8 protein-coding genes are annotated in these 12,319 nt (G+C 69.5%); 7 read left to right on the top strand and 1 reads right to left on the bottom strand.

The window, feature by feature from the left end; translation table 11 throughout:
• Positions 1 to 3,551, top strand: a 3,551-nt coding sequence (locus AKI01S_RS45840) for a DNA-directed RNA polymerase subunit beta' (protein ID WP_067832631.1), incomplete at its 5' end; no start/stop codon positions are given.
• A gap of 225 nt (positions 3,552 to 3,776) precedes the next feature.
• Here AKI01S_RS45840 and AKI01S_RS45845 read toward each other — a convergent pair.
• Entirely contained in the window at positions 3,777 to 4,640 is an 864-nt protein-coding gene (locus tag AKI01S_RS45845; protein WP_067832634.1) for an AraC family transcriptional regulator, read from the bottom strand.
• Positions 4,641 to 4,763: 123 nt separating this feature from the next.
• Here AKI01S_RS45845 and AKI01S_RS45850 point away from each other — a divergent pair, with 123 nt between their 5' ends.
• The 6 genes from AKI01S_RS45850 (at position 4,764) to tuf (ending at position 12,265) form a co-directional block, all read left to right on the top strand.
• Entirely contained in the window at positions 4,764 to 5,150 is a 387-nt protein-coding gene (locus AKI01S_RS45850; RefSeq protein WP_067832637.1) for a Dabb family protein, read from the top strand.
• A 778-nt stretch (positions 5,151 to 5,928) separates the two neighbouring features.
• Entirely contained in the window at positions 5,929 to 7,500 is a 1,572-nt protein-coding gene (locus tag AKI01S_RS52605) for a hypothetical protein (protein ID WP_067832640.1), read from the top strand.
• 496 nt (positions 7,501 to 7,996) lie between these two features.
• Positions 7,997 to 8,368: a 30S ribosomal protein S12 gene (gene rpsL / locus AKI01S_RS45860; protein WP_067832642.1), complete on the top strand. Its 372-nt coding sequence runs from the start codon at positions 7,997 to 7,999 to the stop codon at positions 8,366 to 8,368.
• Positions 8,368 to 8,838, top strand: a complete 471-nt coding sequence (gene rpsG / locus AKI01S_RS45865; RefSeq protein WP_067832644.1) for a 30S ribosomal protein S7 — start codon at positions 8,368 to 8,370, stop codon at positions 8,836 to 8,838. The genes rpsL and rpsG overlap by 1 nt, the downstream gene beginning before the upstream one ends.
• A gap of 42 nt (positions 8,839 to 8,880) precedes the next feature.
• A complete protein-coding gene (fusA, locus tag AKI01S_RS45870) occupies positions 8,881 to 10,992 on the top strand; it encodes an elongation factor G (RefSeq protein WP_067832647.1) in 2,112 nt (703 codons plus the stop codon).
• Between the two features lie 79 nt (positions 10,993 to 11,071).
• Positions 11,072 to 12,265 carry an elongation factor Tu gene (gene tuf / locus AKI01S_RS45875; RefSeq protein WP_067832650.1) on the top strand — a complete coding sequence of 398 codons (1,194 nt, stop codon included), beginning with the start codon at positions 11,072 to 11,074 and terminating at the stop codon, positions 12,263 to 12,265.
• The last annotated feature ends 54 nt before the right edge of the window (positions 12,266 to 12,319 follow it).

Consider the following 12,319-nt stretch of genomic DNA (forward strand, 5'->3'; position numbering starts at 1 on the left):
TTCCGTCGCGCCTGGGCTACCTGCTGGACCTGGCCCCGAAGGATCTCGAAAAGATCATCTACTTCGCGGCCTACATGATCACCAGCGTGGACGCCGAGCGGCGCGACCGCGACCTGCCGACGCTGGAGGCCCACATCTCCGTGGAGCGCCAGCAGATCGAGCAGGCCCGCGACGCGCAGATCGAGGCGCGCCAGCAGAAGCTGGAGGCCGACCTGGCCGAGCTGGAGGAGGCCGGGGCCAAGGCCGACCAGAAGCGCAAGATCCGCGACGGTGCCGAGCGCGAGATGAAGCAGCTGCGCGACCGCGCGCAGCGCGAGCTCGACCGGCTCGACGAGGTCTGGAGCCGTTTCAAGAACCTCAAGGTCCAGGACCTGGAGGGCGACGAGCTGCTGTACCGGGAGATGCGCGACCGGTTCGGCAAGTACTTCGAGGGCGGCATGGGCGCCGCGGCCATCCAGGCCCGGCTCCAGAACTTCGACCTCGACGCCGAGGCCGAGAAGCTCCGCGAGATCATCCGCACCGGCAAGGGCCAGAAGAAGGCCCGCGCCCTCAAGCGGCTCAAGGTCGTCTCGGCGTTCCTCAACACCCGCAACAGCCCGCTGGGCATGGTGCTGGACTGCATCCCGGTGATCCCGCCGGACCTGCGTCCGATGGTGCAGCTGGACGGTGGCCGCTTCGCGACCTCCGACCTGAACGACCTGTACCGCCGCGTGATCAACCGGAACAACCGGCTCAAGCGCCTCCTCGACCTCGGCGCGCCCGAGATCATCGTGAACAACGAGAAGCGCATGCTTCAGGAGGCCGTGGACGCCCTGTTCGACAACGGCCGTCGCGGCCGTCCCGTCACCGGTCCGGGCAACCGCCCCCTGAAGTCCCTCAGCGACATGCTGAAGGGCAAGCAGGGCCGGTTCCGCCAGAACCTGCTGGGCAAGCGCGTCGACTACTCCGGCCGTTCGGTCATCGTCGTCGGCCCGCAGCTGAAGCTGCACCAGTGCGGTCTGCCCAAGCAGATGGCGCTGGAGCTGTTCAAGCCGTTCGTGATGAAGCGCCTGGTCGACCTGAACCACGCGCAGAACATCAAGAGCGCCAAGCGCATGGTCGAGCGCGCCCGCCCGGTCGTGTGGGACGTGCTGGAAGAGGTCATCACCGAGCACCCGGTGCTGCTCAACCGCGCGCCCACGCTGCACCGTCTGGGCATCCAGGCGTTCGAGCCGCAGCTGGTCGAGGGCAAGGCCATCCAGATCCACCCGCTGGTCTGCACCGCGTTCAACGCGGACTTCGACGGCGACCAGATGGCGGTGCACCTGCCGCTGTCGGCCGAGGCCCAGGCCGAGGCCCGGATCCTGATGCTGTCCACCAACAACATCCTGAAGCCGTCGGACGGCAAGCCCGTCACCATGCCCACCCAGGACATGGTGATCGGCCTCTACTGGCTGACCACGCTGAAGGAGGGCGCTCCCGGCGAGGGCCGCGCGTTCGGCTCGATCGCCGAGGCGATCATGGCCTACGACCGCGGCGAGCTGACGCTCCAGGCCAAGGTGCAGCTCCGCCTGAAGGACGTCCCGCCGCCGCGCGGCTGGCAGGCGCCCGAGGGCTACGAGCCGGGCCAGCCGTACCGCCTGGAGACCACGCTCGGCCGGGCGCTGTTCAACGAGACCCTGCCCGCGGACTTCCCGTTCGTGGACGCGGAGATCGGCAAGAAGCAGCTGTCGGCGATCGTGAACGAGCTGGCCGAGACCTACCCCAAGGTCGAGGTCGCCAACGCGCTGGACGCCCTCAAGAGCGCCGGTTTCCACTGGGCCACCCGGTCCGGTGTGACCATCTCGATCGAGGACGTCGTGACCCCGCCGAACAAGGGCGAGATCATGGCCTCCTACGAGGCCCGCGCCGACAAGGTGCAGCGCGAGTTCAACCGCGGTCTGATCACCGATGACGAGCGCAAGCAGGAGCTCATCGAGATCTGGAACAAGGCCACCGCGGACGTCGCGATGGACATGGAGAAGGCGTTCCCGAAGGAGAACCCGATCTGGATGATGATCCAGTCGGGCGCCCGCGGTAACCCGCTCCAGCTGCGGCAGATCGCCGGTATGCGCGGTCTGGTGTCGAACCCCAAGGGCGAGACCATCCCGCGTCCGATCAAGTCGTCCTTCCGTGAGGGCCTGTCGGTCGTCGAGTACTTCATCTCGACGCACGGCGCCCGCAAGGGTCTGGCCGACACCGCGCTGCGGACCGCCGACTCGGGTTACCTGACCCGTCGTCTGGTGGACGTCGCGCAGGACGTCATCGTGCGCGAGGAGGACTGCGGCACCGACCGCACCATCCCGTTCGAGGTGGCCGAGCGCCTGTCCGACGGCACCCTGGTCAAGCTGGCGACCAGCGAGACCAGCCTGGTGGGCCGCACCATCGCCGAGGACGTCGAGGTCGACGGCACGGTCATCTTCCCGGGCGGCACCGACCTGTCCGACTCGGTGATCACGCGGCTGGTCGAGGCCGGGGTGGAGAAGGTCCGCACCCGCAGCGCCCTGGTCTGCGAGGCCAAGATCGGTGTCTGCGCCGCCTGCTACGGCCGCTCGCTGGCCACCGGCAAGCGCGTGGACGTCGGCGAGGCCGTCGGCATCATCGCCGCCCAGTCCATCGGTGAGCCCGGTACGCAGCTGACCATGCGCACCTTCCACACCGGTGGTGTCGCGGGTGGTGACATCACCCACGGTCTGCCGCGTGTCCAGGAGCTGTTCGAGGCCCGCATCCCCAAGGGTGTGGCCCCGATCTCCGAGGTCGCCGGCCGCGTCAAGATCGACGAGACGGAGAAGACCCGCAAGGTCGTCATCGTCCCGGACGACGGCTCCGAGGAGATCGCCTACCAGGTCCCGATGCGGTCCCGGCTGGCGGACGGCGTCCGCGAGGGCGCGCACGTCGAGGTCGGCCAGCAGCTGATCGTCGGTGCCCAGAACCCGCACGAGGTCCTGCGCATCCTCGGCCCCCGCGCCGTGCAGCTGCACCTGGTCCACGAGGTCCAGGAGGTCTACCGCTCGCAGGGTGTGTCGATCCACGACAAGCACATCGAGATCATCGTTCGCCAGATGCTCAAGCGGGTGAACATCCTGGAGTCGGGCGACACCGACCTGCTCCCCGGCGACCTGGTCGAGCGTCCCCTCTTCGAGGAGACCAACCGCGCCGTGGTCGCCGAGGGCGGCCAGCCCGCGGCCGGCCGTCCGGTGCTGATGGGTATCACCAAGGCGTCGCTGGCGACCGAGTCCTGGCTGTCGGCGGCCTCCTTCCAGGAGACCACCCGGGTCCTCACCGAGGCGGCCATGCACGCCAAGAGCGACCCGCTGCTGGGCCTCAAGGAGAACGTCATCATCGGTAAGCTCATCCCGGCCGGTACCGGCATGCCGCAGTACCGCAACGTCCGGGTCGAGCCCACCGAGGAGGCGAAGGCCGCGGTGTACTCGGTCGGCTCCTACGACGACGGCGCCGACTACTCCTTCGGCCAGGGCTCCGGCGAGGCCGTGCCGCTGGAGGAGTACGACTTCGGTCAGTACAACCGCTAGGCGGTTGATCAGGGGGCGCGCGGCCCGCGCCGTGCGCCCCCGGCCACCAGCCGTATCAGCGGCTCAGAGGCCCCTTCCGAGTGCATCGGAAGGGGCCTGTTTGCTTTTGGCGGTCCGGCTGTCGTTCGCACGGGTCCCGTTGCCGACCACCGTTCCGCGCCTGTTCGGCACCTCGTTCAGGGGCGCGGTTCCCTTCCGGGCCGGTGGCCCCGTCGGGGCGCGAGGTCAGCGGTCCCCCCGGTAGCGGCCCGGGGAGACCGCGAACTCGCGCTTGAAGGCGCTGGCGAACGCGTACTCCGAGCCGTAGCCGACGCGCCCGGCCACAACGCTCAGCGGCGCGTCGGACGCGCGCAACAGCCGGGCGGCCGTCGCCAACCTCCACCAGGTCAGGTAGGCCAGCGGCGGCCGCCCGACCAGGGCGGTGAAACGCCGCGCGAACGCCGAACGGGACAGGCCCGACCGCGCCGCCAGGTCCTGGACGGTCCAGGGGTGGGCGGGGTCATAGTGGACCGCGTTCAGGGCCGTACTGATCGCCGGATCGGCCAGGGCCGCCGCCCAGCCGGTGCGGGCCTCGCACACCGGCTGCCGTTCGAGCCAGGCGCGCAGCAGGTAGAGCAGGAGCGTGTCCAGCAGCGCCGGCACGATGGCGCCGGCGCCCGGTCCGGGGTCCTCCAGCTCGGCGCCGAGAAGCTCCACCGCGGCGCGCAGGCGCGGATGGCGGCCGGGGCGGGCCGGGACGTGGACGACGCCGGGCAGCTCGTTCAGCAGCGGGTGCCCCCGGTCGGCGTCCAGCAGGTAGGCGCCGCAGAGCATCACGGCGTCGGCGGGACGCGGATCGTCCTGCCCGGAAGGGTGGCCGGTCACCTCGTACTCGCCGGGGTGCGGCAGGAACACCACGTCCCCGGTGCGGAGCGCCACCGGCGGGCCGCCGGGCGGGACGAGCCGGTAGGCCCCCTCCAGGACGACCTCGAACCCCGCCGTTCCGGGGGAGAGCCGGAACCGCCGCGACCACGGGGCGCGGAGCTCGACGCGCGCCGACTGCGGGGAGCCGGTGCGCAGCACGGTGATCACGTCGCTCAGCATGTCCACACCGGGACTCTAGGCGTCCTGGTGCGAGGACGATCGCTTATCAGGAGCGGACTCTGGCGCATTGGCCGTCCCGATCGCCGGTCCTAGGGTCGTGGAAGTCGTTGCCGTGACCGAGGAGAACCGGTGATCGTTCTGATTCTGCGCTTCAGCTTCAAGCCCGATGCCGACGAGGAGACCAGGGCCGGGGTCCTGGCGGCCATGCGGCGGACCGCGGGCGTCGAGTCGGTCGCGTTCTCGGTGGTCGGCCAGGACGTCGGCGATCCCGCCGAGGGCTACACCCACGGTTACTGCGTGGGCATCGAGGACCTGGACGCGCTGGAGCGCTACATGCACGACCCGGTGCATCTCGCCAGCGACCCGGACATCCTTCCGCATCTCGCCCGGCTGTCTCCGGGGCGGATGTCCGACGACCCGGATCCCGGGCTGGGCCGGCGGATCATGGAACTGCACCTGGAGAAGGTCGCCGCCTACCCCGAGTGGGGGCGTCTCGTGGACGCCATCCCGCGCTGACCGCGCGCCGGCGGTCACGGCCGGGGCTGGTCGACGTCGAGCCGCCGGGCATGGAGCGGTTTGGTGTCGTGGCGGTACCGGGTCGCCCCGCGCAATCGACGGACCGCCTCGCGGGAGGTCGAGGAAGAGACCGGCCGGCGTCCGCATGGCCTGGAGCACCAGAGTGGAGTCTCCTGGTGCCAACCAGCCGACCTCCCCGGGCGGGCGCGGAGAGCCACGGCGGTGGCCGAGGGGGAGGGGATGCCGGGGATCGCAGGTGTCGCTGGGCAGGACCGCGGTCTTCTCGACAGCGATGCCCAAGACCTGCGCCAGCGTGCACGTGGTTCGCGTGCGCTCCCCACTGGGGAAGCGCCCATGGCCCTGCCGAACCGTCCAGGAGCACAAGGACGACATCCAGGTCATCGCGGTCGGTGCGACCGCTCACACGTGACCGGCGGAGACGCGGCGGGGCCCTTCGGCGTTCCGGGGCCGGAACGGGACGTGGCGTTCGTCATGGGGAGAGCAAGGATTTGTGGGGCGGAAGGTGGACCCGGACGGAGAAGATCGAGATCATGGGGCGAGTCGGCCGCTCCGGTACCGGCAGGGTGGTGATTTGCGATACCACCGGCTATCGGGGCAGGCTGGTAGACCGGTGGAACCGCCGGGCGGTCGCGTCCGTCAGGTGAGGAGACCGGTGACAGGGCTTGGGGACGGCGTTACGCGCCACGCGTCCCCGGGCGCAGAGACAGGCACGACCCGGGGCGGACGCCCGGGGCGACGGCGCTGAAGGAGCCCGACGATGACCGAGCACGACGGCACGCAGGGACCGCAGTGGCCGCAGCCCGACGACAAGGAACAGGCCACCGAGGGTCCGGCGCCGGAGCAGCAGGACCAGCCGGGCCGGCCGGTGCGGCCGGCCGGTGACCGGACCGTGGTGTTCGGCGCGCCGCAGCTGGGCGGCGCCCAGCAGCCGCCCGCCCCGCCGCAGCACCCGGGCCAGCAGCAGCCCGGCGGCCAGCAGCAGCCTCCCGCGCAGCACGACCCCTACGGCGGGCAGCAGGAGCACCAGGCGCCGCCGCCCGCGACGCGCGTCGAGCCGACGCCGTACGCCGGGCAGCAGGACCAGCCGCCCGCGCCGCCGGCCGAGCAGTTCGCGCCGCCGCAGCCGGAGCAGTCGCCGTTCGCGCAGCCTCCGCAGCAGCCGCAGCAGGACTTCGCCCAGCCGCCCGCCTACGGGCAGCCGCACGAACAGTACGGGCAGCAGTACGGCCAGCAGCCCGGGCAGCCGCACGAGCAGTACGGTCAGCAGCCCGAGCAGTATGGCCAGCAGCCCGCCTACGGGCAGCCGGAGCAGTCGCAGTACCCGCAGCAGCCCTACGCCCAGCAGGGCTACGGGCAGCCCGACCCCTACGGCCAGGGCTACGGGCAGCAGCAGCCGCCGCAGCAGGACCAGTTCCCGCCCGCGTTCCAGCAGCCGCCCGGCCAGCACCAGCAGCACGCGCCGCAGCCGGAGGGCGGGCCGCAGCAGGGGTCCGACGAGCGCACGATGATCGTTCCGGGGCCGGGCGCGGAGCCCGAGCGGCCCCGGCCCGTGGTGGACGACGAGGCCACGCGGCACTGGTCGCCGGGGACCGACATCCCCGTCGCCTCCGGTCCCGCGCGCGAGCACGCCGACCACCAGCAGCAGGGCCAGCAGGCGCAGCAGGGCCAGCAGGGTGGCGACAACGAGCGCACCATGATGGTCCCGCCGCCCGAGTCGGGCTTCGGCGCCCAGCCCGCCCCGCCGCCGATGGGCGACGAGCCCTCGCCGTTCGGCGCGCCCGAGCAGCAGGGCGAGGACGCCCGGCCCACGCAGGCGTTCGACCCGTCGGCGCACCAGCCGGGCGGTCAGGCGCAGGGGCAGGGCCTCGGTGACCAGACCCGCATGGACGTGGGCCAGCAGCAGTGGGGCGCGCAGCAGCAGTACGGCCAGGGCGAGGGGCAGCCCCCGCAGGCGCAGTACGGGCAGCAGGGCTTCGGCCAGCAGGACCAGTACGGCCAGCAGCAGGGGTTCGGCCAGCAGCAGTACGGCCAGCAGCCCTACGGGCAGCCTGACCAGCAGCAGCAACAGCAGCAGTGGGGCGCGCAGCAGCAGTACGGCCAGGGCGAGGGCCAGCCCCCGCAGGCGCAGTACGGCCAGCAGGACCAGTACGGTCAGCAGCAGGGCTTCGGCCAGCAGCAGTACGGCCAGCAGCAGTCCTACCCCGGGTACGAGAACGCGGCCCAGGGCGGCGAGTCCGGCGGCAAGGGCAACAAGAAGCTCATCATGATCGTCGCCGCGGTCGTCGCGCTCGTGGTGATCCTGGTCGTGGCCTTCCTGGCGTTCGGCTAGCGAAGGAACGAAAGACCTTCCGCCCGGCGGGGCGTGATCACGGGACGCCGACGGGTTCTCCGGTCTCCGGACGGGAACATCCGTCGGCGTCCGGCCGTTGGGAGTGGCGGGAAGATGGTTCGCCAGGGCCCCGTCGGCTTGCGCCGGAGGGCCCCGACGCGATAGTGCACGCTCCGCTTTGACCTTTCGCGCGACGGTCGGTAACCTTTCTACTCGTGCCCGCAGTATGCGGGCCGCTCTGCGTGCGCGTGGGCAGGACGCCGATTTGACGGCCACGCCCGGCGCCGCAACTTACTCCCCGGCTTGATTCGGCCCTGCATGGGCCGGGCGGTCCGTGTCAGGTCCACGACAGGACGACACGCCCGACCGCGTGGGTCGGAGAGGTCGGGAAACCGGCAGGTCACAGCCTCAGACGAGGTGGTGATGACGGGTCTCACGCCGTGAGGCCCAGGCAGAACAAGACTTACCGGCTCGGTACGAGGAAGACGGAGACGCGGTGCCCACGATCCAGCAGCTGGTCCGAAAGGGCCGCCAGGACAAGGTGACCAAGAACAAGACGCCGGCGCTCAAGGGCAGCCCCCAGCGCCGGGGTGTCTGCACGCGCGTCTACACGACGACGCCCAAGAAGCCGAACTCCGCGCTTCGCAAGGTCGCTCGTGTCCGGCTGACCAGCGGGATCGAGGTCACGGCCTACATCCCCGGCGTCGGGCACAACCTGCAGGAGCACTCGATCGTGCTCGTGCGCGGCGGCCGTGTGAAGGACCTCCCGGGCGTTCGGTACAAGATCATCCGGGGTTCGCTCGACACCCAGGGTGTGCGGAACCGCAAGCAGGCGCGCAGCCGCTACGGCGCGAAGAAGGAGAAGTAATGCCGCGCAAGGGCCCGGCTGGCAAGCGCCAGCTCATCGCTGACCCGGTGTACAACTCGCCGCTGGTCACCGCGCTGATCAACAAGGTGCTCCTGGACGGCAAGCGCTCCATCGCGCAGTCCATCGTGTACGACGCCCTGGAGGGGTGCCGGGAGAAGACCGGCAACGACCCGGTCGTCACCCTGAAGCGCGCGCTGGACAACGTCAAGCCGACCCTGGAGGTCCGCAGCCGCCGTGTCGGTGGCGCGACCTACCAGGTCCCGGTCGAGGTGCGTCCGGCCCGCTCCACCACCCTCGCGCTGCGCTGGCTGGTGCTCTACGCCCGGCAGCGTCGCGAGAAGACCATGACCGAGCGTCTGATGAACGAGCTGCTCGACGCCTCCAACGGCCTCGGTGCGTCCGTTAAGAAGCGCGAGGACACGCACAAGATGGCGGAGTCCAACAAGGCTTTCGCCCACTACCGCTGGTAACCCGGCGGTTCCTGACTTACGACGAGACGACGCGAGGACACAGTGGCTACCAAAACCGGTGTAGACCTGAGCAAGGTCCGCAACATCGGCATCATGGCCCACATCGACGCGGGCAAGACCACGACGACCGAGCGCATCCTGTACTACACCGGGATGAGCTACAAGATCGGCGAGGTCCACGACGGCGCGGCCACCATGGACTGGATGGAACAGGAGCAGGAGCGGGGTATCACCATCACCTCCGCGGCCACCACCTGCACCTGGCCGGTCGAGGACGTCAAGCACACCATCAACATCATCGACACTCCGGGCCACGTCGACTTCACGGTCGAGGTGGAGCGCTCGCTGCGCGTCCTGGACGGTGCCGTCGCGGTGTTCGACGGTGTGGCCGGTGTCGAGCCGCAGTCCGAGACCGTGTGGCGCCAGGCCGACCGGTACAACGTGCCGCGCATCTGCTTCGTCAACAAGCTGGACCGTGTCGGCGCGGAGTTCCACCGCTGCGTCGACATGATCAAGGACCGTCTGCAGGCCACCCCGCTGGTCATGCAGCTGCCGATCGGTGCCGAGGCCGACTTCAAGGGCGTCATCGACCTGGTCCGCATGAAGGCCCTGGTCTGGAACGAAGAGGCCAAGCTCGGTGAGATGTACGACATCGTCGACATCCCCGACACGCACGTCGAGGCCGCCCGCGAGGGTCGCGACAACCTGATCGAGACGCTCGCCGAGGGCGACGACGAGATCATGGAGATCTACCTGGAGGGCGGCGAGCCCACCATCGAGCAGATCTACCCGGCGGTCCGTCGCGCCACCATCGCCGGCAACCTGACTCCGGTGCTGTGCGGCACCGCGTTCAAGAACAAGGGCGTGCAGCCCCTGCTGGACGCGATCGTGCGTTACCTGCCGTCGCCGCTGGACGTCGAGGCCATCGAGGGCCACGCCGTCCGCGACGAGGAGAAGGCGCTCGTCCGCAAGCCGAGCGAGGACGAGCCGTTCTCCGCGCTGGCCTTCAAGATCGCCTCTGACCCGCACCTGGGCAAGCTGACCTTCGTGCGCGTCTACTCCGGCGTTCTGGAGTCCGGGTCGACCGTGATGAACTCCGTCAAGGAGCGCAAGGAGCGGATCGGCAAGATCTACCGGATGCACGCCAACAAGCGTGAGGAGATCGACCGCGTGGGCGCCGGCGACATCGTCGCCGTCATGGGTCTGAAGCAGACCACCACCGGTGAGACCCTCTGCGACGAGAAGGACCCCATCGTCCTCGAGTCGATGAACTTCCCGGCGCCGGTGATCCACGTCGCGATCGAGCCGAAGACCAAGGCCGACCAGCAGAAGCTGGGCACCGCGATCCAGCGCCTGGCCGAGGAGGACCCCTCCTTCCAGGTGCGCACCGACGAGGAGACCGGCCAGACCGTGATCTCCGGTATGGGCGAGCTCCACCTGGAGATCCTCGTCGACCGGATGAAGCGCGAGTTCAAGGTCGACGCCAACGTCGGCAAGCCGCAGGTGGCCTACCGCGAGACCATCACCAAGAAGGTCGAGAAGGTCGAGTACACCCACAAGAAGCAGACGGGTGGCTCCGGCCAGTTCGGCCGCGTGATCATCGACCTCGAGCCGCTGGGCGAGGGGAACGATGGTTACGAGTTCGAGAACAAGGTCACCGGTGGCCGCATCCCGCGGGAGTACATCCCTTCGGTGGACGCGGGATGCCAGGAGGCCGCCGAGTTCGGTGTTCTCGCCGGCTACCCCATGGTGGGCGTGAAGGTCACCCTTCAGGACGGTGCCTACCACGAGGTGGACTCCTCGGAAATGGCGTTCAAGGTCGCCGGTTCCATGGCGTTCAAGGAGGCCGCCCGCAGGGCCGGGGCGACCATCCTCGAGCCCATGATGGCGGTCGAGGTCACCACGCCCGAGGAGAACATGGGCGACGTGATCGGAGACATCAACAGCCGCCGCGGTCAGGTCCAGCAGATGGACGAGCGCGCCGGCATGCGGGTCGTCAAGGCTCTCGTCCCCCTGTCCGAGATGTTCGGCTACGTGGGTGATCTGCGCAGCAAGACCCAGGGCCGGGCTGTTTTCACCATGCAGTTCGACTCCTACGCCGAGGTTCCCAACAACGTCGCGCAGGAGATCATCTCCAAGGCGCGGGGCGAGTAAGTACCCGGCCTGTCACAGATCACCAGGCAGCACATCGAAGCGGCCGCCAGTCGGCCGAGGATCGCAACAAGGAGCAACAGTGGCGAAGGCCAAGTTCGAGCGGACCAAGCCGCACGTGAACATCGGCACCATCGGTCACATCGACCACGGTAAGACCACCCTTACCGCGGCGATCACCAAGGTGCTGCACGACAAGTACCCGGACATCAACCCCTTCACGCCGTTCGAGGACATCGACAAGGCGCCGGAGGAGCGCGAGCGCGGTATCACCATCTCCATCGCGCACGTCGAGTACCAGACCGAGTCGCGCCACTACGCCCACGTCGACTGCCCCGGTCACGCCGACTACATCAAGAACATGATCACCGGTGCCGCCCAGATGGACGGCGCGATCCTGGTGGTCGCCGCGACCGACGGCCCGATGCCGCAGACCAAGGAGCACGTCCTCCTGGCCCGCCAGGTCGGCGTTCCCTACATCGTCGTCGCGCTGAACAAGTGCGACATGGTGGACGACGAGGAGATCCTGGAGCTCGTCGAGCTCGAGGTCCGCGAGCTGCTGTCCGAGTACGAGTTCCCGGGCGACGACGTCCCGGTCGTGCGCGTGTCCGCCTTCCAGGCCCTGCAGGGTGACGAGAAGTGGGCCGAGTCCATCCTCGAGCTGATGAACGCGGTCGACGAGAACGTCCCCGAGCCGCAGCGTGACACCGACAAGCCGTTCCTGATGCCGATCGAGGACGTCTTCTCGATCACCGGCCGCGGCACCGTGGTGACCGGCCGCATCGAGCGCGGTGTCGTGAACGTCAACGAGGAAGTCGAGATCATCGGCATCCGCGAGGAGCACTCGAAGACCACCGTCACCGGTGTCGAGATGTTCCGCAAGCTGCTGGACCAGGGTCAGGCCGGTGACAACGTCGGTCTGCTGCTGCGCGGCATCAAGCGCGAGGACGTCGAGCGCGGCCAGTGTGTCATCAAGCCGGGCACCAACACCCCGCACACCGAGTTCGAGGCGCAGGTCTACATCCTGTCCAAGGACGAGGGTGGCCGCCACACCCCGTTCTTCAACAACTACCGTCCGCAGTTCTACTTCCGGACCACGGACGTCACCGGCGTGGTGCACCTTCCCGAAGGTGTCGAGATGGTCATGCCGGGCGACAACACCGAGATGCGCGTCGAGCTGATCCAGCCCGTCGCCATGGAGGAGGGCCTGAAGTTCGCCATCCGTGAGGGTGGCCGGACCGTCGGCGCCGGTCGCGTCACCAAGATCCTCAAGTAACACCCTCGTGCAATGCGGCGGGTCCCGGCCGCCGGAAGACCGGCCGGGCCCGCC

The organism is Actinomadura kijaniata NBRC 14229 (assembly GCF_001552175.1).
GTDB lineage: Bacteria > Actinomycetota > Actinomycetes > Streptosporangiales > Streptosporangiaceae > Spirillospora > Spirillospora kijaniata.

Bases quoted from the DNA above. Each gene is read 5' to 3' on its own strand.
- AKI01S_RS52605 (WP_067832640.1), top strand. From the start codon at position 5,929: ATGACCGAGCACGACGGCACGCAGGGACCGCAGTGGCCGCAGCCCGAC.
- rpsG (WP_067832644.1), top strand. From the start codon at position 8,368: ATGCCGCGCAAGGGCCCGGCTGGCAAGCGCCAGCTCATCGCTGACCCG.